General features: G+C 71.2%; 16 protein-coding genes and 2 pseudogenes. 6 read left to right on the top strand and 12 right to left on the bottom strand.

All coding sequences use genetic code 11. The annotated features are described in order from the left end of the window. Window positions 1-423: 423 nt before the first annotated feature. The gene (locus ACGFT2_RS16195) at window positions 424-2,550 is read right to left on the bottom strand and encodes an ATP-binding protein (RefSeq protein WP_393278271.1); all 2,127 of its coding nucleotides are present in this window, start codon (window positions 2,548-2,550) and stop codon (window positions 424-426) included. 302 nt (window positions 2,551-2,852) lie between these two features. On the opposite strand from ACGFT2_RS16195, the gene gabT reads away from it, so the two are divergent. Together gabT and ACGFT2_RS16185 are read left to right on the top strand one after the other, a co-directional pair. Beyond that, window positions 2,853-4,187: a 4-aminobutyrate--2-oxoglutarate transaminase gene (gabT, locus tag ACGFT2_RS16190; RefSeq protein ID WP_393278269.1), complete on the top strand. Its 1,335-nt coding sequence runs from the start codon at window positions 2,853-2,855 to the stop codon at window positions 4,185-4,187. A 351-nt stretch (window positions 4,188-4,538) separates the two neighbouring features. Then, window positions 4,539-5,096: pseudogene (locus ACGFT2_RS16185) on the top strand (phosphatase PAP2 family protein); the annotation flags it as partial. A gap of 79 nt (window positions 5,097-5,175) precedes the next feature. Here ACGFT2_RS16185 and ACGFT2_RS16180 read toward each other — a convergent pair. The 8 genes from ACGFT2_RS16180 to ACGFT2_RS16145 form a co-directional block, all read right to left on the bottom strand. Further along, window positions 5,176-7,011 (bottom strand): chitinase, encoded by a 1,836-nt coding sequence (locus tag ACGFT2_RS16180; RefSeq protein WP_393278267.1) that lies wholly within the window; start codon window positions 7,009-7,011, stop codon window positions 5,176-5,178. A gap of 74 nt (window positions 7,012-7,085) precedes the next feature. Beyond that, window positions 7,086-7,547, bottom strand: coding sequence for a hypothetical protein (locus ACGFT2_RS16175; protein ID WP_393278265.1), 462 nt, complete (start codon window positions 7,545-7,547; stop codon window positions 7,086-7,088). Window positions 7,548-7,689: 142 nt separating this feature from the next. Next, window positions 7,690-9,120 carry an NAD(P)/FAD-dependent oxidoreductase gene (locus ACGFT2_RS16170; protein WP_393278263.1) on the bottom strand — a complete coding sequence of 477 codons (1,431 nt, stop codon included), beginning with the start codon at window positions 9,118-9,120 and terminating at the stop codon, window positions 7,690-7,692. A 22-nt stretch (window positions 9,121-9,142) separates the two neighbouring features. Further along, window positions 9,143-9,943 (bottom strand): ABC transporter permease, encoded by an 801-nt coding sequence (locus tag ACGFT2_RS16165; protein ID WP_393278261.1) that lies wholly within the window; start codon window positions 9,941-9,943, stop codon window positions 9,143-9,145. After that, window positions 9,944-10,873 (bottom strand): ABC transporter permease, encoded by a 930-nt coding sequence (locus ACGFT2_RS16160; RefSeq protein WP_393278259.1) that lies wholly within the window; start codon window positions 10,871-10,873, stop codon window positions 9,944-9,946. After that, window positions 10,873-12,027, bottom strand: coding sequence for an ABC transporter ATP-binding protein (locus ACGFT2_RS16155; protein WP_393278257.1), 1,155 nt, complete (start codon window positions 12,025-12,027; stop codon window positions 10,873-10,875). The genes ACGFT2_RS16160 and ACGFT2_RS16155 overlap by 1 nt, the downstream gene beginning before the upstream one ends. Window positions 12,028-12,032: 5 nt before the next feature. Then, complete coding sequence (locus ACGFT2_RS16150; protein WP_393278255.1) at window positions 12,033-13,280, bottom strand: PotD/PotF family extracellular solute-binding protein; 1,248 nt, start codon at window positions 13,278-13,280, stop codon at window positions 12,033-12,035. A gap of 31 nt (window positions 13,281-13,311) precedes the next feature. After that, a complete protein-coding gene (locus tag ACGFT2_RS16145; RefSeq protein WP_393278253.1) occupies window positions 13,312-14,865 on the bottom strand; it encodes a gamma-aminobutyraldehyde dehydrogenase in 1,554 nt (517 codons plus the stop codon). A gap of 208 nt (window positions 14,866-15,073) precedes the next feature. On the opposite strand from ACGFT2_RS16145, the pseudogene ACGFT2_RS16140 reads away from it, so the two are divergent. Further along, a pseudogene (locus ACGFT2_RS16140) lies at window positions 15,074-15,638 on the top strand (NADAR family protein). 219 nt (window positions 15,639-15,857) lie between these two features. On the opposite strand, the gene ACGFT2_RS16135 reads toward ACGFT2_RS16140, so the two are convergent. Continuing rightward, window positions 15,858-16,937: a DUF4190 domain-containing protein gene (locus ACGFT2_RS16135; protein ID WP_393278251.1), complete on the bottom strand. Its 1,080-nt coding sequence runs from the start codon at window positions 16,935-16,937 to the stop codon at window positions 15,858-15,860. A 153-nt stretch (window positions 16,938-17,090) separates the two neighbouring features. Between ACGFT2_RS16135 and ACGFT2_RS16130 the strand changes: the two genes are divergently transcribed. Together ACGFT2_RS16130 and ACGFT2_RS16125 are read left to right on the top strand one after the other, a co-directional pair. Continuing rightward, window positions 17,091-18,161 carry an adenosine deaminase gene (locus ACGFT2_RS16130; RefSeq protein WP_393278249.1) on the top strand — a complete coding sequence of 357 codons (1,071 nt, stop codon included), beginning with the start codon at window positions 17,091-17,093 and terminating at the stop codon, window positions 18,159-18,161. 70 nt (window positions 18,162-18,231) lie between these two features. Then, on the top strand, window positions 18,232-18,960 hold the full coding sequence (locus ACGFT2_RS16125; RefSeq protein ID WP_393278247.1) for a glycerophosphodiester phosphodiesterase: 729 nt from the start codon (window positions 18,232-18,234) through the stop codon (window positions 18,958-18,960). Between the two features lie 69 nt (window positions 18,961-19,029). Here the strand turns inward: ACGFT2_RS16125 and ACGFT2_RS16120 are convergent, their stop codons facing one another. Then, complete coding sequence (locus tag ACGFT2_RS16120) at window positions 19,030-19,554, bottom strand: hypothetical protein (protein ID WP_393278245.1); 525 nt, start codon at window positions 19,552-19,554, stop codon at window positions 19,030-19,032. Between the two features lie 71 nt (window positions 19,555-19,625). Beyond that, window positions 19,626-21,032, bottom strand: coding sequence for an FAD-dependent oxidoreductase (locus tag ACGFT2_RS16115; RefSeq protein ID WP_393278243.1), 1,407 nt, complete (start codon window positions 21,030-21,032; stop codon window positions 19,626-19,628). A 369-nt stretch (window positions 21,033-21,401) separates the two neighbouring features. Here ACGFT2_RS16115 and ACGFT2_RS16110 point away from each other — a divergent pair, with 369 nt between their 5' ends. Next, the gene (locus tag ACGFT2_RS16110; RefSeq protein WP_393278241.1) at window positions 21,402-22,463 is read left to right on the top strand and encodes a PucR family transcriptional regulator; all 1,062 of its coding nucleotides are present in this window, start codon (window positions 21,402-21,404) and stop codon (window positions 22,461-22,463) included. Window positions 22,464-22,584 lie beyond the last annotated feature (121 nt).

Raw genomic sequence — 22,584 nt, 5'->3', positions numbered from 1 at the left:
GGTACGGGCAGGGGCGGGGTACGGGCTGGGGCGGGGTACGGGCTGGGGCCCGGGTTCAGGTCAGGGGTGGATATCCGGGGGGCGGGTTCGGGGTGGATTCGAGGAGCGAGTCCGGAGTAGGGATCCGGGGAGGGGTGCGGAGTGGGGATCCGGGGAGCGCAGGTGATCTTTTGGCCGCCGCGTACGAACGGCCTACGCCGATTCTGCCTCACCGTACGATCGCACGCTGGCCGTCACCCCCACCGCATCCGCGGCGGCCCCTCACGCGCCGCCCCACGCTGCTGCTCCACCGCCGCGGGCCCACGCTGCTGCTCCACCGCCGCGGGCCCACGCCGATGCTCCACCGCCGCGGGCCCACGCTGGTCCTTCACCGCCGCAGACTCACGCCGGCCCTCGCCCCCGCCGACCCACGCCGGCGGCCTCTCATCCCCGTAGATCCACCAGCAACGGCGGCGCGTGCTCCCCCCGCACGGTCGTCAACGACAACACCGCGTGCCCCGGCGGCACGCCGTGCGCCAACTCGGAGGCCGACCACCGCTCCCGCTCCACCTGCCGCACGGTGACGGCCCGAGCCGTCGGCGCCTGTCCGGTGATGACCCGCCGCAGCATGTGTACGGCCTTGCCGGCCGGTGTCTCGGCGATGATCTGCCGGTCGGTGACGTCCCGCGTCTCGGTCCATTCCTTGCCCCACACCTCGGCGAAGTCCTGCCCGTCCCACGGCGTGAGCCCGGACAGTGCCATCCGGCAGCCGATGGCCCCGAGCAGCGGACCGCGCAGCGGCCGGGGTACGTCGTCGAGGGTGCGGAGCGTGAGCACCGCACCGGCACCCGAGGAGCGCAGCCGCTGGATGCCCCGCACGGCCTCCGGGGTGACGACACCGGTGGCGTCGTCCAGCAGCAGGCAGGCGAAGAGCGACCGGTCCTCACGCACCGTCACGGCGGCGGTGAACTGGGCGAGCACCAGCCGGGAGAGGATCCGGGAGGCGTCCGCGTGGCCACGCTGGGGCAGGTCGATGCGGACCCGGACCGGATGATCGAGTGCTTTCAGGGAGAACGGCCGGCTATGCCCGGAGGTGTCGAAGAAGCCGGCGAAGGCGGGACGGTCGAGCAGTGCGATCCGGTCGGCTAGCACCGTGCCGACGTCACCCGGGTGGGCCATCTGGCGCTCGCGGGCGTCCAGTTCCCTGAGCAGCGGTTCCTGCCCGGTTTCGGTCAGCGCCGTGCGGAGCGCGGTCAGCGGGCCGGGGGCGCCGTCGAGGAGCTGCCGCAGTTCGGGTACGGAGGGGAAGCGGTCGTGGACGGCGCGGAACGGGCCGAGCAACTGGGCCAGGACCGTGGTGGAACGGCGACTGTCGCTGCCCGGGTGCGGGTCTGCGAGATCGCCGACCAGGGCCTCGGCGAGTATGGCGGCGGCCTCGTCGGGGTCGTTGGTCCCGCCGTAGAGGTCGAGGTCGTGGACGGATTCCGGGTGGCCGACACCGATCACGACGTCGTAGGCATCGGCCGACCCGAGACCGGCGCCCGCCGCGCCCACGACCACGACGGAGGCGCGGCCGGCGAGGGCGTGCAGACACAAGGACTCGGCGAGGGGCCGCACCAGGCCGCCGGTCTTCCCGGACCCGGCCGGGCCGACGGCGAGCAGCGAGGTCCCGAGCAGCTCGGGGCTCAGACCGAGACCCGCGCCGCGGTAGTGATTGGGGTTGCGGGGGTCGTCGGCGGTGGTACCGAGGCGGACCTGTCCGGTGTACAGGTCGTGCCGGGCGTGCCGGGCGGGCAGGTCGCGTGCGCCGGAGGGGTGCGGGCAGGCGGCGGCGCCGTCCTTCAGCACGGTGCCGGTGAAGGTGGCCAGGGAGTGCCGGCCGGACCGTACGCCCTGCCAGGCCCGGTTGATCCGCGCGTGATCGACGTCTCGCATCAGTCCGGCCCTCGCCTCGGCGGCCAGCCGCTCGGCGGCTTCGAAAGCACCGGCTTGGCGGAAGTGGGGGAACTCGGCGGGATCCTGCTCGGGGGCGGGCGGCCGCTCGACCGCCTGCTGGGCCGGACGCCAGGCGCGCGGACCGAAACGGCGCCACACCTCGCCCCAGCGGCCGAGGCGGCCGACGACGAGCAGGATCGCGACGGCGATGAGGGTGTAGTAGGTGTACCAGAGGACCGCGTTTCCGACGCGGTCGTTGCCCTGGCGCCAGGACTCCGGAGTGAACAGTTCCAGCGGCAGCACCCACCAGCCGCCGAGGTAGCCGTTCCACAGCAGGGACCACATCAGCCAGCCCACGAGAAAGGCGATCAGCGCGCCGCTGATCAGCTGCCGCGCCGGGATCTGCTCGGTCTCCTGCTCGGGCCGTGGCAGGTGGCCGAAGCGCCATACACCGGGTGCGGCCTCGGGGCGGGGGGTTCGCAGCCAGGTCAGGAAGGCGGAGCCGTCCGGCCTGGGTGGTGTGCCGGGTGGGAGCGGGGGCAGTGGCGGCGCCGCGGGGCCCTCCAGTGGCGCCGCCGGGTGCGGTACCGGGTTCGTGTGCGTGGCTCGGGTGTCGTGCGTGCCGTCGCTGTCCATCCGCCTTGCCCCCTGACCAGCCGTTCCGTCCACCATCAGCGAGCCAATCTAACGCCCCGGCAAGGGGAGTTCACCGCTTACGTGGCCGAGAGGGGCCGCCGGCCCGGCGTATGGCGGTCACCCGGCCGTCCCCCTCCTATGTCCACGGCGGACAACGGAAGCCGCCGACAACGCCCACATGGAGCATGCCCACCCCGCTCGCACGGCCCTAGCCTGCGAAGAAAGATAGGTATGCGTCCGAAAACGCACCGCCGGGTACAGCCCGGGACCGCCCGGTACGCAAGATCATCAGGGAGCCCCTCATGACCGCACTTCCGCAGGAGCGCCGCGTCGTCACCGCCATCCCCGGCCCGAAGTCGCAGGAGCTGCAGGCCCGCCGTACCGCCGTGGTCGCCCAGGGCGTGGGCTCCGTACTGCCCGTGTTCACCACGCGCGCGGGCGGCGGCATCATCGAGGACGTCGACGGCAACCGGCTCATCGACTTCGGTTCCGGTATCGCGGTGACGAGCGTCGGCGCCTCCGCCGAGGCCGTCGTGCGCCGGGCCTCCGCCCAGCTCGCCGACTTCACCCACACCTGTTTCATGGTCACCCCGTACGAGGGCTACGTGGAGGTCGCGGAGGCGCTGGCCGAGCTGACCCCGGGCGACCACGCCAAGAAGTCCGCGCTGTTCAACTCGGGCGCCGAGGCCGTCGAGAACGCCGTCAAGATCGCGCGTGCCTACACCAAGCGGCAGGCCGTGGTCGTGTTCGACCACGGCTACCACGGGCGCACCAACCTCACCATGGCGCTGACGGCGAAGAACATGCCGTACAAGCACGGCTTCGGGCCGTTCGCCCCCGAGGTGTACCGCGTGCCGGTCGCCTACGGCTACCGCTGGCCGACCGGTGCCGAGAACGCCGGTCCCGAGGCCGCCAAGCAGGCCATCGACCAGATCACCAAGCAGGTCGGCCCGGACAACGTCGCCGCGATCATCATCGAGCCGGTCCTCGGCGAGGGCGGCTTCATCGAGCCGGCCAAGGGCTTCCTGCCGGAGATCGTGAAGTTCGCCAACGACAACGGCATCGTCTTCGTCGCCGACGAGATCCAGTCCGGCTTCTGCCGGACCGGTCAGTGGTTCGCCTGCGAGGACGAGGGCATCGTGCCCGACCTGATCACCACCGCCAAGGGCATCGCCGGCGGTCTGCCGCTGGCCGCCGTGACCGGCCGCGCCGAGATCATGGACGCCGCGCACGCCGGTGGCCTGGGCGGTACGTACGGCGGTAACCCCGTGGCCTGCGCGGGTGCGCTCGGCGCCATCGAGACCATGCGGGAGCTCGACCTCAACGCGAAGGCCAAGCACATCGAGGAGGTCATGAAGGCTCGCCTCACCGCCATGGCCGAGAAGTTCGACATCATCGGTGACGTCCGTGGCCGTGGCGCGATGATCGCCGTCGAGCTGGTCAAGGACCGCGCCACCAAGGAGCCGAACCCGGAGGCCACGGCCGCGCTCGCCAAGGCCTGCCACGCCGAGGGCCTGCTGGTTCTCACCTGTGGCACCTACGGCAACGTGCTGCGCTTCCTGCCCCCGCTGGTCATCGGCGAGGACCTCCTCAACGAGGGTCTGGACATCATCGAGCAGGCCTTCTCGCGCATCTGAGCGAGTGGTCCGCACCTCTGACGGGTTCCTGCGGCAGGCCGTGTGAAGAACGTGTGCGGGGTGGATGACGGGACGCGTTTCCGTCTGCCCAAGCGCCTCGGGCTGCCGTAGGTTCTACCCAGATGAGAGATACACCCCGCCCGCAGGGAACTGAGGGCGGTCTCGGGCCGAGGCCTCCCCAGCTTCGACCTGGTCGTGCCCTCGCGCACACAGCCGGCGCCTGACGCCGGGATCTCCTCACCGATCGGACGGTCGCCGCCCCAAACCCCCCGGGGCGTGCGACGTTCCGGTCCGGACGGCCGCCCCGGAACCACCCCCCCTGTTCCCGGGCGGCCGACCTCCTTCTCCCGGATGTCTGCCAAGCTGGGCGTCGTGTCGCCCTCAGCCCGCCGCGCTTCGCTCATCGGCGTCCCGGCCGTCCTCTTCGCCCTGATCACCTGGCAGGTCGTCGCCCACGGTCCGCTGCTGCACCTGGATGCCCGGCTCAGCCGGGCCCTGGTCCACCCGGACCGGCTCTCCGAGCTGCTCTCCGACCTGGGCAACGTCGAGGTCGCGGTCCCCCTGCTCGCCTCGGCCCTCGGGTACGCGGCCTGGCGGGGGCGGGCCACCGGTCTGGGCCGGTGGTGGCTGCCGCCGCTCGCCGCTGCCGTGCTGATGGCGCTGGTCCCCGCGATCATCGTCCCGCTGAAGTGGTGGACCGCGCGGCCGGGGACCCCCGTGGTGCCCCCGGCCGTCGGCTATTTTCCCTCAGGACACACGGCGACGGCGACCATCGCGTACGGTTCCGCCACCCTGATCCTGCTGCCTCGGCTCCGCTCGCCCGGCACCCGCCGGATCCTGGTGGCCGGCTGTGCGGCGCTGATCCTCGGGGTGTCGTACGGCCTGGTCCGCCGCGGCTGGCACTGGCCGCTGGACGTGGTGGCCGCCTGGTGCCTCGGTTCGGTGCTGCTGACCGTCCTCGCCCTGGTGCTGGGCCGGATCGCGGCCGTCAGCCGAAGTAGGCGTCGAAGTTCTTCCGGAACTCCCAGTTCGACCAGCGGTCCCAGTTCACCGACCAGGTCATCAGGCCCCGCAGGGCGGGCCAGGTCCCGTGGGTCGCGTACGAGCCGCAGTTCGTCCTCTTCGTCAGGCAGTCCAGGGTCCTGGTGACCTCGGACGGGGAGACGTAGCCGTTGCCCGCGTTCGTCGACGCCGGCATGCCGATGGCGACCTGCTCGGGACGGAGCGGCGGGAAGACGTTGCCCGGGTCGCCGGCGACCGGGAAACCGGTGAGGAGCATGTCGGTCATGGCGATGTGGAAGTCGGCGCCGCCCATGGAGTGGTACTGGTTGTCCAGGCCCATGATCGGGCCCGAGTTGTAGTCCTGGACGTGCAGCAGGGTGAGGTCGTCGCGCAGGGCGTGGATGACCGGGAGATAGGCCCCGCAGCGCGGGTCCTGGCCGCCCCACCTGCCGGTGCCGTAGTACTGGTAGCCGTTCTGCACGAAGAAGGTCTCCGGCGCCATGGTGAGCACGAACTCGGAGCCGTACCGGGCCTTCAGGGTCTTCAGGGCCGAGATGAGGTTCACGATCACGGGGGTGGTCGGGTTCCTGAAGTCCGTGTCGTTCGCGTTCAGTGACAGCGAGTGGCCCTCGAAGTCGATGTCGAGGCCGTCGAGGCCGTAGGTGTCGATGATCTTCGAGACCGAGGAGACGAAGGTGTCGCGGGCCGCGGCCGTGGTCAGCTGGACCTGGCCGTTCTGCCCGCCGATGGAGATCAGCACCTTCTTGCCCGCCGCCTGCTTGGCCTTGATCGCGGCCTTGAAGTCGGCGTCGCTCTCGACGTTCGGGCACTCGGTGACCGGGCAGCGGTTGAACCGGATGTCGCCGGAGGTGGTGGAGGTGGGCTCACCGAAGGCCAGGTCGATGACGTCCCAGCTGTCGGGGACGTCCGCGAGACGGGTGTAGCCGGAGCCGTTGGCGAAGCTCGCGTGGAGGTAGCCGACGAGGGCGTGGGCGGGCAGGCCGGCCGAGCCGCCGCCGTTGCCGGCGCCGGTCGTCGCCGGCACGACCGCGGACTTCGCCGACTCGCCGGCGTCGTTGCTCGCCGTGACCTGGAAGCGGTACTCCGTCGAGGCCGCCAGGCCGGTGACGGTCGCCGAAGTGCCGCTCACCGTCGCGGCCTTGACACCGTCACGGTAGACGGCGTAACTCGTGGCGCCGGTGACCGCCGTCCAGGTCAGGGCCACGGAGGACGAGGTCACGGCGGTGGTCCGCAGGCCTGCCGGCGCGGCGGGCGGCTGCCCGGTGCCGCCGCCCGGGCCGACCAGGGAGATGTCGTCGGCCTGGTAGGCGCCGGTGCCGTACCAGCCGTGGGTGTAGATCGTGACCTTGGTGGTCGTGGGGCCGGTACGGAAGGTGGTGCCGAGCTTCTGCCAGTCGGAGGCGGACTGGGTCCAGGCGGAGACGTCCGTGGTGCCGGTGCCGCTCGCGCCGAGGTAGACGTAGGAGCCGCGGACATAGCCGGACAGGGTGTACTGGGAGTCGGGCAGGACGGTCACCGTCTGCGCGCACTGGGCGTTGTCGCTGCCGGCCGGGGTCGCCTGCAGTGCGTAACTCCCGCTGTGTACGGGCGAGTTCACCGTCGTACCGGCCGTGCAGGTCCAGCCGGTGAGGCCCGACTCGAAGCCGCCGTTGCGGCTGACGTCCGCGTCGGCCGCACGGGCGGCCGACGAGAGCGCGGTGACGCCGGGTACGGCCAGCAGCGCGGCGGTGAGCAGGGCGGACACGGATCTGGGGCGTCTGGCGCCGTGAGCGCGTGGGGCGCGTTCCACAAGGGCCTCCATGGGCAGGGGAGTTGGAGGGGGTGGAGCCCACTCAACTTGGTCCAGACCAATCCTCTTGTCAAGGTGTCCCGGCGCTACCCGTCCTCGCCCCTGCCCACCGCCAGCCCCGCCGCCGCCTCGTGCATCGCCAGTTCCAGCAGGGCGGGATCGGTCAGGGTGCCCGAGCCGTCCGGCGGGATCAGCCAGCGCACCCCCCGCGTCGCCCGGCCCGGATAGGGCACGACGATCCAGGTGCCGGAGCCCGCGGTACGGATGCCGGTGCCGAGCCAGCGGGCCGCGGTGCCGGGCGGCACGAAGAACCCGACCCGGTTGTCCCCGAAGTCGGCGAGCACCGGGCCGGGTTGCCCGAGGACGCGGGTGAGGACGTCCAGGGTCGGATAGCCGAGCTCCCCCGGCAGGATCAGGACGTCCCAGGCCTTGCCGGCGGGCAGCAGGGCGACCCCGAGGGGGTTGCGCTCCCATTCCCAGCGGCACGCCTCGGGGTCCGGTGTGACGGATGCCAGCCAGTCGGCCGCCGCCTTCGCCCCACTCGTCACGAAGCCTCCCTCTCTCGTGCGACGCGGTCGCGTCGGGAGGAGAGAGGGAGGCTCTACGGGGAGCATTACGCGTGTTCCACGTCCCCTTTACGGTGACCTGGGTCACATGCCGCTGTCGGCCGCTCCGGGTCCGGTGGACGGCTCAGCTGTCGAAGCCCAGCCCCAGCCGGTCCATCGTGCGCAGCCACAGGTTGCGGCGGCCGCCGTGTGCGTCCGCGCGGGCCAGGGACCACTTGGTGAGGGCGATGCCCGTCCAGGCGAAGGGCTCGGGCGGGAACGGCAGCGGCTTCTTGCGGACCATCTCCAGCTCGGTCCGCTCGGTCGGCTGCCCGTCCAGCAGGTCCAGCATCACGTCGGCGCCGAAGCGGGTCGCGCCGACGCCGAGGCCGGTGTAGCCGGCCGCGTACGCCACCTTGCCCTGGTGGGCGGTGCCGAAGAAGGCCGAGAAGCGGGAGCAGGTGTCGATCGCGCCGCCCCAGGCGTGGGTGAAGCGGACACCCTCCAGCTGCGGGAAGCAGGTGAAGAAGTGGCCCGCGAGCTTGGCGTACGTCTCCGGCCGGTCGTCGTACTCGGCGCGCACCCGGCCGCCGTAGGGGTAGATCGCGTCATAGCCGCCCCACAGGATGCGGTTGTCGGCGGACAGCCGGAAGTAGTGGAACTGATTGGCGCTGTCGCCGAGTCCCTGCCGGTTCTTCCAGCCGATGTCCGCCAGCTGCCCGGCACTCAGCGGCTCCGTCATGAGCGCGTAGTCGTAGACCGGGACGGTGTACGAGCGCACGCGCCGCAGCAGGCTCGGGAAGATGTTCGTGCCGAGCGCGACGGTGCGGGCGCGGACGGCGCCGTACGGGGTGCGTACGGCCATGCCGGCGCCGTGGCTCTTCAGGGTCAGCGCGGGCGTGTGCTCGTAGACCCGCACGCCCAGTGCGACGCACGCCTGCTTCAGGCCCCAGGCCAGCTTCGCCGGGTGCAGCATGGCCACGCCCCGGCGGTCCCACAGGCCCGCCTCGAAGGTGGGCGAGTTCACCTGCTCGCGCACGGCGTCGGCGTCCAGGAACTCGACGCCGCCGGCCAGACCCTTCTCCGTCAGCTCCCGGTGCCAGTCGCGCAGTTCCCTGGCCTGGTAGGGCTCGGTGGCGACGTCGATCTCACCGGTGCGCTCGAAGTCGCAGTCGATGCCGTGCCGGGCGACGGCCGCCTCGATTCCGTCCAGGTTGCGCCGGCCCAGCTCCTCCAGCCGGTGGATCTCGCCGGGCCACCGGGCCAGGCCGTTGGGCAGGCCGTGCGTGAGGGAGGCGGCGCAGAAGCCACCGTTGCGGCCCGAGGCGGCCCAGCCCACCTCACGGCCTTCCAGCAGGACCACATCGCGCTGCGGGTCGCGCTCCTTGGCGTTGAGCGCGGTCCACAGTCCGCTGTAGCCGCCGCCGACCACCAGCAGGTCGCAGGTCTCGGTGCCGGTGAGGGCGGGCTCGGCGGGTGGCTTGCCGAAATCCTCCAGCCAGTACGGGATCGGCTGGGCTTCGGAAAGGGCGGCGATCCAGTTGTCTTTGCCACGACTCATGGCGCTTGGGGCCATGATTTCAACTCCCTACAGAGCTTTACGCCTTTTGCTTGTTGCGGCGATTACTGATGACCATGGAGGTCAGGACGAACAGTACGGCGATGAGGAACATGGCCGTACCGATGACGTTGATCTGCACGGGTGTTCCGCGTTGCGCCGAACCCCACACGAACATGGGGAAGGTGACGGTCGAACCCGCGTTGAAATTCGTGATGATGAAATCGTCGAAGGAGAGCGCGAACGAGAGCAGCGCGCCCGCGGCGATTCCCGGTGCCGCGATGGGCAGGGTGACTCGAAGGAACGTCTGCACGGGGCCGGCGTAGAGGTCCCGGGCGGCCTCTTCGAGGCGCGGGTCCATCGACATCACTCGCGCCTTGACGGCGGTGACGACGAAACTGAGGCAGAACATGATGTGGGCGATCAGGATCGTCCAGAAGCCAAGCTGCGCGCCCATGTTGAGGAACAGGGTGAGCAGCGAGGCGGCCATGACGACCTCGGGCATGGCCATGGGCAGGAAGATCAGCGAGTTGACGGCGCCGCGCGCGCGGAAGCGGTAGCGGACCAGCGCGAAGGAGATCATCGTGCCGAGGATCGTGGCGCCGACCGTCGCCCAGACGGCGATCTGGAGGCTGATGGACAGCGAGCCGCACATGTCGGCGACCCCGCACGGGTCCTTCCAGGCGGCCGTCGAGAACTGCTGCCATTCGTAGTTGAAGCGCCCCTTCGGTTTGTTGAAGGAGAACACCGTGACGATGACGTTCGGCAGCAGGAGATAGGCGAGCGTGATGAGGCCCGCGATGACGACGAGACGGCGCTTGAGCCAGGTGACGAAGGGCATTTAGACGAGATCCTCCGTCCCGGATCGGCGGATGTAGATCGTGACCATGGCCAGGATGGCGGCCATGAGGATGAAGGAGAGGGCCGCTGCCGTCGGATAGTCCAGGATGCGAAGGAATTGCGTCTGGATGACGTTGCCGATCATGCGGGTGTCGGTCGAGCCGAGGAGTTCGGCGTTCACATAGTCACCGGCCGCCGGGATGAAGGTCAGCAGCGTGCCGGAGACCACGCCCGGCATCGACAGCGGGAAGGTGACCTTGCGGAAGGTGGTCGACGGTTTGGCGTACAGATCGCCGGCCGCCTCGTGCAGCCGGCCGTCGATCCGCTCCAGCGACGTGTAGAGCGGCAGGATCATGAACGGCAGGAAGTTGTAGGTGAGGCCGCAGACGACCGCCATCGGCGTGGCCAGCACCCGGTCGCCGGCCGTCCAGCCGATCCAGCTGGTCAGGTCCAGGATGTGCAGCGAGTTCAGGGTGTGCACGACCGGGCCGTTGTCGGCGAGGATCGTCTTCCAGGCCAGGGTGCGGATCAGGAAGCTGGTGAAGAACGGGGCGATCACCAGGATCATGATCAGGTTCTTCCAGCGGCCGGCGCGGAAGGCGATGAGGTAGGCCAGCGGATAGCCGAGCACCAGGCACAGGACCGTCGCGGCGGCCGCGTAGAGGACCGAGCGCAGGAACTGCGGCCAGTACTCGGCGAGCGCGTCCCAGTAGGTGGCGAAGTGCCAGGTGACCTTGTAGCCGTCCTCCAGCGAGCCCTGCTGCACGGAGGTGGAGGCCTGGTAGAGCATCGGCAGCGCGAAGAAGACGATCAGCCACAGCAGGCCGGGGAGCAGCAGCCAGTACGGGGTGAACCGGCCGCGCCTGCGCACGGGCTTCTTCGCGGGTTCGGCGGGGGCGAGAGGCGGGGGCGCCTCGGTGAGCGTCGACATCAGGCGGCGACCTCTTCCTCGGTGCCCGCGTCGATGTCCTGGTCCGCGTCCAGACCGAAGGTGTGGGCGGGGCTCCAGTGCAGGACGACCTCGGCGCCGGGGACGAGCCGGCCGTCCCGCTCGACGTTCTGCGCGTACACCGCGAACTCGTCGCAGAGCGGGGTGTCGATCACGTACTGCGTGGAGACGCCGATGAAACTCGCGTCGGCGATCCTGCCGGTGAGCCGGTTGCGGCCCTCGGGGATGGAACCGGCGTCGTCGGCGTGCGTGAGGGCGATCTTCTCCGGGCGGATGCCGACCAGCACCTTGCCGCCGGCCGTCGTCGGGGCCTGACATCGCGCCTCGGGCAGTACCAGCTTGCCGCCGCCCGCCTTGAGCACGATGTCGTCACCGCTCCTGGTGTCGACCTCTGCCTCGATGAGGTTGGAGGTGCCGAGGAAGTTCGCGACGAAGGTCGTCCGGGGGTTCTCGTACAGGTCGGTGGGCGCGCCGAGTTGCTCCACGCGGCCCGCGTTCATCACGGCGACCGTGTCGGCCATGGTCATGGCCTCCTCCTGGTCGTGCGTGACGTGCACGAAGGTGATGCCGACCTCGGTCTGGATGCGCTTGAGCTCCAGCTGCATCTGGCGGCGCAGCTTCAGGTCGAGGGCGCCGAGGGGCTCGTCGAGGAGGAGCACCTTCGGGTGGTTGATCAGGGCCCGGGCCACGGCGACCCGCTGCTGCTGGCCGCCGGAGAGCTGGTGCGGCTTCTTGCGCGCCTGCTCGCCGAGCTGGACCAGCTCCAGCATGTCCTCGACCTGCTTCTTCACGCTCTTGATGCCGCGCCGGCGCAGGCCGAAGGCGACGTTCTCGAAGATGTCGAGGTGCGGGAAGAGGGCGTAGGACTGGAACACCGTGTTGACCGGCCGCTTGTACGGCGGCAGCTGGGTGACGTCCTGGTCGCCGAGGTGCACGGTGCCGGAGGACGGCTCCTCCAGGCCGGCGATCATGCGCAGGGTGGTGGTCTTGCCGCAGCCGGAGGCGCCGAGCAGGGCGAAGAAGGAGCCCTGAGGCACGGTCAGGTCCAGCGGCTGTACGGCGGTGAAGCCGTTGTCGTAGGTCTTGGAGATACCGGAGAGGCGGACGTCGCCGCTGTTGTCTGGTGTCGTCTTCATCGTCGTCACGCCCCTGTGAGCTTCGCGAACTTCTCTTCGTAGGCCGTCTCTTCCTTCTGGCTCAGGGAGCGGAAGGCATGGGACCTCGCCTGCATGGCCTTGTCGGGAACGATCAGCGGGTTGTTCGCCGCATCCTTGTCGATCTTCGCAAGGTAGGGCTTCACGCCGTCGACCGGAGTCACGTAGTTGATGTAGGCGGCGAGCGCGGCGGCCTGTTCGGGCTCGTAGTAGAAGTCGATCAGCCGCTCGGCGTTCGTCTTGTGCCGTGCCCGGTTGGGGATGCACATGTTGTCGGTCGACGTCATGTAGCCGCTGTCGGGGATCACGAAGTCCACGTCGGGGCTGTCCGCCTTGAGCTGGACCACGTCCCCGGCCCAGGCGACGCAGGCGGCGAAGTCGCCCTTGGTGAGGTCGGAGGTGTAGTCGTTGCCGGTGAAGCGCCGGATCTGCCCCTTGTCGACGGCCTTCTGCAGACGGGCGATCGCCGCGTCGAAGTCGTCGCCGGTGAACTTCGCCGGGTCTTTGCCCATGTCGAGCAGGGTCATGCCCATGCTGTCGCGCATCTCCGACAGGAAGCCGACGCGCCCCTTCAGCCTGGGGTTGTCGAGCAGGTCGGAGACCGACTTCACCTCGATGCCGTCCAGCGCCTTCTTGTTGTAGGCGATGACCGTCGAGATGCCCTGCCAGGGGTACGAGTAGGCGCGGCCGGGGTCCCAGTCGGGGTTGCGGAACTGGGGCGACAGATTGCTGTAGGCGTGCGGCAGGTTGGACGGGTCCAGTTTCTGGACCCACCCCAGGCGGATCAGCCGGGCGGCCAGCCAGTCGGTGAGGACGATGATGTCGCGCCCGCTGTCCTGACCCGCTGCGAGCTGCGGCTTGATCTTGCCGAAGAACTCGTTGTTGTCGTTGATGTCCTCGGTGTAGTTGACGTTGATGCCGGTCCGCTTACGGAAGGCCTCGAGCGTCGGGTGGTGCTTGCCGCTGTCGTCCACGTCGATGTACTCGGTCCAGTTGGAGAAGGTCACGCTCTTCTCCCGGGCCGAGTGGTCCTCGGCGGACATGCCGCCCTGCGTCTTGCCGGCCGCGGGGATCCCGCAGCCGCTCAGCGCCCCCAGGCCGCCGACCGTGAGCGCGCCGCCCGCGGAGGCGCGCAGCAGTGACCGGCGGGTCATCGCCGCCCGGCCGGTCCGCAGGCTGCGCCGCACGGCGGCCGCTTGGGCCGGGGTCAGGCGGTCGGGCTCGTACTGCTCCATGCGCGTGGTGCCCTTTCGGGAGGAGGCCCGATCACGGGCCGGGTGGTGTCTGGCGGTCCCCGAAGATCGTGCGATGCCAGTCCTTCCTGGCCACCGCGGTGTTGTCGAACATTACGTGTTTGACCTGCGTGTACTCCTCGAACGAGTACGCCGACATATCCTTGCCGAAGCCGGAGGCCTTGTATCCGCCGTGCGGCATCTCGCTGATGATCGGGATGTGGTCGTTGATCCAGACGCAGCCCGCCTCGATCTCGCGGGTGGCCCGGTTCGCACGGAAGACATTGCTGCTCCACGCGGAGGCGGCGAGGCCGTAGGGGGTGTCGTTGGCCAGCCGGATGCCTTCATCATCACTGTCGAACGGCAGTACGACCAGTACCGGGCCGAAGATCTCGGACTGGACGACCTCGCTGTCCTGCGCCGCGTCCGCGATGAGCGTGGGCCGGTAGAAGGCGCCGTTCTCCAGGTCCCCCTTCGGAGCCTCGCCGCCCGTCACCACGCGCGCGTATCCGCGCGCCCTGTCCACGAAACCGGCGACCCGGTCCCGCTGGAGGTGCGAGATGAGCGGCCCGAGGTCGGTGCCCGGGGCGAACGGGTCGCCCAGCCGCACGGTCTCCATCAGGGCCGCCGTCCGCTCCACGAAGGCGTCGTACAGCGGTCGCTGCACATACGCGCGCGTGGCGGCCGTGCAGTCCTGCCCGGTGTTGATGAGCGCGCCGGCGACCGCGCCGTTGGCGGCCGCCTCCAGGTCGGCGTCGTCGAAGACCACGAAGGGGGCCTTGCCGCCCAGCTCCAGATGGAGCCGCTTGACGGTGGCGGTGGCGACCTCGGCGACGCGCTTGCCGACGCCGGTGGACCCGGTGAAGGAGGTCATCGCCACGTCGGGGTGGCCGACCAGGCGCTCACCGGCCTCCTTGCCGGTGCCGGTGACGATGTTGACGACACCGTCCGGGATGCCCGCGTCCGTGGCGGCCTGGGCGAACAGCAGCGAGGTGAGCGGGGTCAGCTCGGCGGGCTTCAGGACGATGGTGTTGCCCGCGGCGATCGCCGGGAGGATCTTCCAGGCGGCCATCTGGAGGGGGTAGTTCCAGGGGGCGATGGACCCGACGACGCCGATCGGCTCGCGCCGCACGTACGAGGTGTGGTCGCCCGAGTACTCACCGGCCGACTGCCCCTGCAGGTGCCGGGCGGCACCGGCGAAGAAGGCGATGTTGTCGATGGTCCCCGGCACGTCGAACTCGCGCGTGAGCTTCAGCGGCTTCCCGCACTGCAGGGACTCAGCGCGGGCGAACTCCTCCGCCCGTTCGGCCACCAGTGCGGCGAACCGGTGCAGGGCGTCAGAACGCTCACCCGGGGAGGTCGACGCCCAGCCCCGGAAGGCCTCACGCGCGGCGGCGACGGCCGCGTCGACGTCGTCGGCACCGGCCAGCTCGTAGGTGTACACCCCCTCGCCGGTGGCGGGGTCCACCACGGAGTGGGTACGGCCCGACGTGCCCTTGGTGAGGCGGCCGGCGATGAACTGCGCTCCCTCCGCGAACCGTTTCTGTGCGGGGAATCGTTCCGGGGTGGCGGTGCCCGGGTTGTGCATGTCGCTCTCCTCCGCCGTTTACCCGTCCCGGGGGGCGGGTGGCGTAGCTCCAGCTCGATTTGAGTGCCGATCCTGGCAGAGCAATAGGCCTCCAACAAGTGATTCCGTTGTTGCCTTTTGGTTACGCGACGAAATCTGTCGACCAGGTGTCGAGTCGGGGCGGAAAAGGGCGGACGGAGTGTCAGTGGTGCGTGCCACACTCGCGTGCATGGGAAAGATCGACGGGGTGGAAGCCCTGATCAGGGAGGTTCGGGCGGGGGCCCGCGTCGAGTACCTGCACTTCTGGGGGCACCGGCCGCTGCCGGACGGCAGGATCGGGGCGAGCTGCCTGAGCCGAGTGGTGGCCGTCCCCCTTCGTGGTCGACGGTGTGCACTACGCGACGGCCGAGCACTGGATGATGGCGGGCAAGGCGCGGCTCTTCGGGGACGCGGAGGCGGAGCGCCGGGTGCTGGCCGCGGAGCATCCCTCCCAGGCCAAGAAGGCGGGACGGCTGGTGCGGGGCTTCGACGAGGCGATATGGGAGCGGGAGCGCTTCGGGATCGTGGTCGAGGGCGGCGTGCACAAGTTCGCGGCCGACGACGACCTCCGGACGTTCCTGCTCGGCACCGGTGACCGGGTTCTGGTGGAGGCGAGTCCCGTGGACCGCATCTGGGGCATCGGCCTCGCCGCCGCCGACGAGGCGGCCTCGGACCCGGAACGCTGGCGCGGCCCGAATCTGCTGGGCTTCGCCCTGATGGAGACACGGGAGAGACTGGCGGGCGCGGGAGCCTGAGTGGGCGCCGGGGGGCGCTGGGCGGTGCGGGGCGCCCTGAGCGGTGCCGGAACGAGCGGGCGGCGGGGGCCCATGCGGTGCCGGGGCCCGGCGGGGCCCGTGCGGTGCCGGGGCCCGGCAGGGGTGGCGTTTCTCTTCAGGGGGGCGGGGGCGGGGTCCCTCTTCGGGGGTGGGGCGGGGGCGGAGTCTCTCTTCGGTGCCGGACGCGCGGCGCTCGTCTCAGACGAAGGCGATGACGAAGGCGAACAGGCCGAGTACCAGGACGATGCCGGCGGCTCCGCAGATGATCCCGGCCAGGGCCACGCCCGGGTTGGTGGCCTCGCCCCGGCGGGCCCTTCCCCTGCCGATCGCGCCGAAGATGATCGCCAGGATGCCCAGGATCGGGGCCACCGGCCACATCAGGAAGCCGATCGACGCCAGGATGCCGAGCACCAGGGAAGCCGTTCCCATGCCGTCGCTCGGAGCCGGTGGCACGGCGGGCCAGCCGTAGCCGTTCGCAACCGGGTAGGAGCCGCCGTACACCGGCTGCGGCTGCCCCGGATAGCCGTAGGCCCCGTAGGCCGCCGCCCCGCCCGGGTATCCGTACGGGACCTGACCCGGACCGTCCGGCGCGATGGGCGGCGGCGGCACCGTCTCCGCTCCCCCGTACCGCCCGTCGGCCGATACCGGCGGGGCGAACGGGTTGCCGGATGCGGCCGGGCCGGACGGCGGGGCGAACGCGTTGCCGGATGCGGCCGACGGCGCGAAGGGGTGCGCCGGGGACGGGTAGGACGCGGGCGCGAAGGGGCCCACGGGCGGCGCCGACGGGTACGCCGCCGAGTACGTCACGGGTGCGGCGGAGGCGGCGGGACTGGCCCAGGGCGCGGACGGGGTGCCGGCGGGCATGGGAACGGGCGGGGCCGAGGGCAGCGAGGTCAGCGTCTGCTGGTCGTGGACGGAGCCCGGGGCCGGGGCGGCGTCCGGCAGCGCCGCGGGTATGGCGTCCCGCACCGGCGCGTACGGCCCGCCCGGCGCCGGAACGGCGTCCGCCGGCTCGGTGGAGGTCCCGGCAGTGACCGGGCCCGGCGCCGGAACGGCGTCCGCCGGCTCGGTGGAGGTCCCGGCCGGGCCCGGCGCCGGAGCCGCGTCGGGTGCCGGGGCCGTCGGATAGTTGTCCAGGGTGACCCGGGGTGCCGGGGCCGCCGGATGCTTGTCCAGGGTGACCCGGGGTGCCGTCGCCCCGTCGGTCGTCCGGGGTGGCGTCGGCCCGTCACCGGCGTCCTGCTCCGGCGATATGGACCGCGGCGCCTCGTCGGACATGCTGGAAGACCCCTCTGCTGGACGTTCCGCCATGCTACGGGCAGGGCAGGACCGCGCGGCCCCGGGCCTACGATGATCCCGCGTCATCGATCAGCCGATCACCGCGCCCGGGCCGGACCCCGTTCCGCGGGCGCCCGTCCAGGGGAGGACCCCATGTCCGACAGCAGCTCCGTTCCCGCCATCGGTACGGCCGACCGCGATCTGCGGACCTTCATCGCCGGGCTTCCCAAGGCCGAGCTGCACGTCCACCACGTCGGCTCCGCCTCCCCCCGCATCGTCTCGGAACTGGCCGCCCGGCACCCCGACTCCAAGGTGCCCACCGATCCCGAGGCCCTGGCCGACTACTTCACCTTCACCGACTTCGCGCACTTCATCGAGGTGTACCTGTCGGTCGTGGACCTCATCCGCACCCCGGAGGACGTCCGGCTGCTCACCTACGAGGTGGCCCGTGACCTGGCCCGCCAGCAGGTGCGGTACGCCGAGCTGACCATCACCCCCTTCTCCTCCACCCGGCGCGGGATCGAGGAGACGGCGTTCATGGCCGCGATCGAGGACGCGCGCAAAGCGGCCGAGGCCGAGTTCGGGACCGTACTGCGCTGGTGCTTCGACATCCCCGGCGAGGCCGGGCTGGAGTCCGCGGAGGAGACCGTGCGGCTGGCCACCGACGACCGGATCCGCCCGGAGGGCCTGGTGTCGTTCGGGCTCGGCGGGCCCGAGATCGGTGTGCCCCGGCCGCAGTTCAAGCCGTACTTCGACCGGGCCATCGCCGCCGGTCTGCACTCCGTTCCGCACGCCGGCGAGACGACCGGGCCGGAGACGGTGTGGGACGCCCTGAGGGAACTGCGGGCCGAGCGCATCGGCCACGGCACCAGCTCCGCACGGGACCCCGAGCTGCTCGTCCACCTCGCCGAGCACCGCATCCCGCTGGAGGTCTGCCCGACCTCCAACATCGCCACCCGCGCGGTGCGCACGCTGGACGAACACCCCATCAAGGAGTTCACGCGCGCCGGGGTGCTGGTGACGATCAACTCGGACGACCCGCCGATGTTCGGCACCGATCTCAACAACGAGTACGCGGTGGCCGCCCGACTGCTCGATCTCGACGAGCACGGCCTCGCCGACCTCGCCAGGAACGCCGTCGAGGCGTCCTTCCTGGACGTGGCGGGCAAGGCACGGATCGCCGCGGAGATCGACACCTACACCGCGGCCTGGCTCGCCGGCTGAGGCCGCGCACCGGCGGAGACCCACCCGCCTCGCGGCACGGCGGTGCCTCCGTCATGGCCACAATGGGGTCATGCAGACCGTGACCGCCGTGGCCCACCGCGGCGACCCCTACCGCTTCCGCGAGAACACGATCGACTCGCTGCGTTCCGCGCTCGACCAGGGCGCGGACGCGGTCGAGGTCGACGTACGGCTCACCCGGGACGGCGTCCCCGTGCTGCTGCACGACGCGACGCTTGAGCGGTTGTGGGAGCTCGACCGGCCGTTGCGCGCGCTGTCCGCCGAGGAGTTGCGCGGAGTGACGGCGGGCGGGGTGCCGACGCTCGCACAGGCGCTGGCGGCGACCGGGGACAGCAGGGTGATGGTGGACCTGTGCGGGCGGGTCGACCGCCGGTTCGTGGAGCGGGTCATGGACGTGGTCCGGCAGTGCGGGGCCCGGGAGCGCGTCTACTACTGTGCGGGGGCCGAGGCGATGCTCGCCGTCCGGGCCGCCGATCCGGCCGCCGAGATCGCCCTGACCCGGACGACCCTGGCACCGCCGCGCCCCGCGCTGCTGGCCGTGGTCCGCCCGCGCTGGCTCAACTACCGCTTCTCCCTGGTCACCCGGGACCTGGCGGCCCACGTCCAGCGCACCGGCCACCTGCTGTCGGTGTGGACCCCGGACACCCGCCGTTCCATGCGCCGCCTGCTGGACCTGGGCGTCGACTCGATCACGACGAACCGCGTCGACGTCCTGCACGCTCTCCGCCCCCAGGGAACCTCCCGGCTTCCGGCGAGCCACAGCGGCGGCGCGACCAGCTGAGCTCCCGCGCACTCCCCCGCCCCCGGCCCGACCGGCACCGCGACCGCCGCCACCGGCGCCCCACCGCCCTCAGGCCACGGGAACCGGGACGGCCCGGGGCGCGCCGAGCGCCTCCAGTCGTTTGATCTTCTTCCGTACGACGTACAGCGGGACGACTCCGAAGACGCCGAACGACATGTCGATCAGGCTCCACCAGAACGGGATCCCCCGGAGCGGTCCGCACACGAGCGCGAGCGGGATGATGCCGGCGCAGGCGATCATCCCGAACTCGATCACCCAGATGTTGCGGACGGGGTCGCGGTACGGACCGTAGAAGGCGAGCGCGATGACGAGGTGTGCGAAGGCCAGCCAGTCCGTGCCGTACAGCACGAACGGGTACTCGGCGTCGGCGGTGTCGAGTCCCTCGCGCACCCTCGAGATCCACTCCACGAGTCCCGGCAGGTGATCCTGGACGGACAGCGCGCGCAAGGCGCTCTCCGTCCAGCGCAGTTCGTGCACCAGGGGGAAGGCGGTCGCCCCACTGAGCACGAGGCACACCACGAAGAAGACCAGCCACACGCGAATGCCCTTGAGCAGGGCGGCTCTGTCGCTCATGGCAGGAGCGTACGCCTCTATTTGAACGCGTTCAAAACCACCCCTCGGTCCGCCGTGTGGCCGACGCCCGGTCAAGTCCCCTTCGCACCGGGGGTGAACGCGGACATCAGCACCTTCAGAACCACCGCCGGATGGAACAGCGAGGCCGGGGAGGCCACCATGTTCACCACCCGGACGAAGCGCGACCACACGGCCGCGTCCTGTACCGCCACGTGGAACAGACGGGCGTTGTACCAGTGGGCCAGTCGCGCGGCGAACGGCCGGGGGCCCCGGCTCCACATCAGATCCGAGTTGGTGGCCAGCGTCCACGGGCCCAGCAGCAGGCGGCCCACCTTCTTCTGGAAGTCCCCGGCCAGCCCGGCCAGCCCGCCCGGTCCGGCCAGCCCGGCCAGCCCGGACGACCCGGCGTGCCCGCCCGCCCCACGGCGGCCGGCCAGCATCCTGTGCAGCAGCTCCGCCTCCATCGCGGCCACCGTCAGGCCCTGGCCGTAGACGGGGTTGAAGACGCAGACCGCGTCGCCGACGGCGATGAGCCCGTCCGGCCAGTTCCGGACGGCGTGGTAGAGCCGCCACTGGTTGTCGACGTTGGTGTAGCGATGCGTGGTCTCCTGGACGGTACGCCGGGCGATGTGCTGGGCGAGGCGCGGATTGGCCAGGCTCTCCGCGAAGGCCAGATAGCCCGTGTCGTCGGTCGGCGGCTGATCCTCGTGGGCGAACAGCGAACACGTCCAGCGGTTCCGTTCGACGGCCAGCAGGACTCCGGCACGGGACACCCGGGGGGCGAACAGCATCTGGTAGGCGACGTAGAAGTCCGGGTGGTCGAGGTGACCGTCCTCGGGCCGGTCGAAGGTCATCGACGTGTACGTGACCTTCGCCTTCACGGTCCGCTTCGGCGGCACGGAGATCCCCAGGGTGCTCAGCCAGTCCCCCAGTGCGCTGGACCGCCCGGAGGCGTCGACCACCAGCTCGGCGGCCACCTCGACGGGCTCCTGCGCACCCTGCCGCCTGCATGTCACCCCGCTCACCCGCCCCGACGGATCCCGGATCAGGCCGGTGCACCGGGTGGAGTCCATCAGGGTGACCTCGGGCCGCGCGAGCACCTTGCGCCGCAACCGGCGCTCGAGCTCGTCACGGGTGAAGCTCTGGATCCGGACGCCCGTGCGCCTGCGGGGCGCGAGGCCGGCGGGCAGCAGGAAGTCGATGCCCTCGCCGTAGTCGAAGACCGGCGCCCCCTCCGCCCTCAACTCCTCGCGCAGTCCCGGGAACAGCCGCTCCAGGATCTCGCCGCCCCTGGCCAGCATCGCGTGGGCGTGGAAGCCTTGCGGGGCGCCGGGATGCGTGCCGGTGCCCTCGTCGACGGCGTCGCGTTCCACGAGGACGACCTCCGTGAAGAAGTCGGCCAGCACCCGGGCGGTCACCAGCCCCGCGTAACTTCCGCCGATGACCACGGCCTTGTCCCACGGTCGGTCTGCTGTCATGTCGTCTCCCACGTGTGGCGAACGAGGCGTCCGCCTGGGTCAACGCCCCTTCGCCCGGCCGGGACACGGGGCTCGGGAAGCACTCGGACGATCGCGGCTCGCTCCTCGCGCGGGCCGGGCGACCCGTGCGGGCAGGTGCGCGGTGCGGCGGGGCGAGCCGTACGACGGGTATGCCGTTCGGTGGGCTTTGCCGTTCGGTGGTCAGGTGAGCCGCGCGGCCACCGGCTCGCGTTACCGGCCGGCTCGCGTTGCCGGCCGGCTCGCGTTGCCGGCCGGCTCGCGTTGCCGGTTCCCGGCAACGTTGACTACCCTCCGTTGGCCTGGCCGCCAAGGACACGTCAACGGTACGGCGGAATGGGGGCGGAGACCATGACGGAGCCGGAGACGGCCGGATACCTACGCGGGTACGCACGCATACTGGCCGACGTCTCCGCCACCGGGCGCAGGCTCACCCGCAAGGAACTGGACGAGCGCCGCACACTCGGGGAGCGGGCCGCCGAGGCCGGGCACAGTCTGCGTGATCTCGTACGGCTGCATCTTGCGGACACCCGGACGTCCTGGCCGGACGGCACCAGGGCCGGCGCCGTCGATGGCGTGCTGGCCGCGGTGGAACAGGCGGTCGACGCCTTCGCCGAGGGATACCAGCGGGCGCAGCACCTGGCGGTGCGTCAGGAGGAGTCGTTGCGGCGTGAGTTCATCGACGATCTGTTGTACGGCCGCTGCGACCTGGGGCGGCTCGCCGAGCGGGCCGAGCGGTTCGGTCTCGTCCTGTCCCGCGCGCACGCGGTCGCGGTGGCCGAGGGCCCGGAGGCGTACGACGACACCGTCCCGGTCACCCGCCGGGTGGAGACCGCCCTGCTCACCCGGTTCGGCGACCGGCGCATCCTGCTCACGACGAAGAACGGGCGGCTGATCTGCGTCGCGCCCGGCGACCAGGAGGAGGTCCTGGCCTACTTCGCCGGGCAGGCGCACGCCGCGACGGACGGCACCCGCGTGGCCATCGGGCGTCCGCAGCCCGGCCCGGGCGGCGTGGTCCACTCGTACGAGGAGGCGCTGAGCACCCTGGAGCTGGCCGGCCGGCTGGATCTGCGGGAGCCGGTGGTGCGGGCGGCCGACCTGCTCGTGTACCCGGTCCTCCTGCGTGACCGGCAGGCCATGGCCGACCTGGTCGTCAGCGCGCTGGGACCGCTCCGGGACGCGAGGGGCGGAGCCGAGCCGCTGCTGGAGACGCTGGAGGTGTACTTCGCGTCGGGGTGCACCGCGGCCGAGGCGGCACGCCGGCTCGCGCTCAGCGTCCGCGCGCTCACCTACCGGCTGGAACGCATCCATCAGCTGACGGGAAGCAACCCGGCCGACCCCATGCACCGCTACACGCTCCAGACCGCCGTCATCGGGGCGAGGTTCCTGAGATGGCCGGCCGAGGAGATCTGACGGCCCCGTGCCGAGAGCGCGGCTGATCCGGCCGCACTCCCGGCGCTACCGGCCGCTTCGCCGAACTCCCGCCGCTCGACGCCGCTTTGCCGAACTGCCGGCACTCCAAGCTGATTTACCG

The sequence above is a fragment of the Streptomyces sp. NPDC048514 genome, assembly GCF_043199955.1.
Taxonomy (GTDB): domain Bacteria; phylum Actinomycetota; class Actinomycetes; order Streptomycetales; family Streptomycetaceae; genus Streptomyces.
The sequence above is the reverse complement of the archived record's forward strand: the minus strand, read 5'-3'. Positions and strand labels throughout refer to the sequence as shown.

What these genes read in the sequence shown, in the direction of transcription:
- ACGFT2_RS16195 (WP_393278271.1), bottom strand. Translation starts at nt 2,550, where the DNA reads ATGGACAGCGACGGCACGCACGACACCCGAGCCACGCACACGAACCCG.
- gabT (WP_393278269.1), top strand. Translation starts at nt 2,853, where the DNA reads ATGACCGCACTTCCGCAGGAGCGCCGCGTCGTCACCGCCATCCCCGGC.
- ACGFT2_RS16180 (WP_393278267.1), bottom strand. Translation starts at nt 7,011, where the DNA reads ATGGAGGCCCTTGTGGAACGCGCCCCACGCGCTCACGGCGCCAGACGC.
- ACGFT2_RS16170 (WP_393278263.1), bottom strand. Translation starts at nt 9,120, where the DNA reads ATGGCCCCAAGCGCCATGAGTCGTGGCAAAGACAACTGGATCGCCGCC.
- ACGFT2_RS16165 (WP_393278261.1), bottom strand. Translation starts at nt 9,943, where the DNA reads ATGCCCTTCGTCACCTGGCTCAAGCGCCGTCTCGTCGTCATCGCGGGC.
- ACGFT2_RS16160 (WP_393278259.1), bottom strand. Translation starts at nt 10,873, where the DNA reads ATGTCGACGCTCACCGAGGCGCCCCCGCCTCTCGCCCCCGCCGAACCC.
- ACGFT2_RS16155 (WP_393278257.1), bottom strand. Translation starts at nt 12,027, where the DNA reads ATGAAGACGACACCAGACAACAGCGGCGACGTCCGCCTCTCCGGTATC.
- ACGFT2_RS16150 (WP_393278255.1), bottom strand. Translation starts at nt 13,280, where the DNA reads ATGGAGCAGTACGAGCCCGACCGCCTGACCCCGGCCCAAGCGGCCGCC.
- ACGFT2_RS16145 (WP_393278253.1), bottom strand. Translation starts at nt 14,865, where the DNA reads ATGCACAACCCGGGCACCGCCACCCCGGAACGATTCCCCGCACAGAAA.
- ACGFT2_RS16135 (WP_393278251.1), bottom strand. Translation starts at nt 16,937, where the DNA reads ATGTCCGACGAGGCGCCGCGGTCCATATCGCCGGAGCAGGACGCCGGT.
- ACGFT2_RS16130 (WP_393278249.1), top strand. Translation starts at nt 17,091, where the DNA reads ATGTCCGACAGCAGCTCCGTTCCCGCCATCGGTACGGCCGACCGCGAT.
- ACGFT2_RS16125 (WP_393278247.1), top strand. Translation starts at nt 18,232, where the DNA reads ATGCAGACCGTGACCGCCGTGGCCCACCGCGGCGACCCCTACCGCTTC.
- ACGFT2_RS16120 (WP_393278245.1), bottom strand. Translation starts at nt 19,554, where the DNA reads ATGAGCGACAGAGCCGCCCTGCTCAAGGGCATTCGCGTGTGGCTGGTC.
- ACGFT2_RS16115 (WP_393278243.1), bottom strand. Translation starts at nt 21,032, where the DNA reads ATGACAGCAGACCGACCGTGGGACAAGGCCGTGGTCATCGGCGGAAGT.
- ACGFT2_RS16110 (WP_393278241.1), top strand. Translation starts at nt 21,402, where the DNA reads ATGACGGAGCCGGAGACGGCCGGATACCTACGCGGGTACGCACGCATA.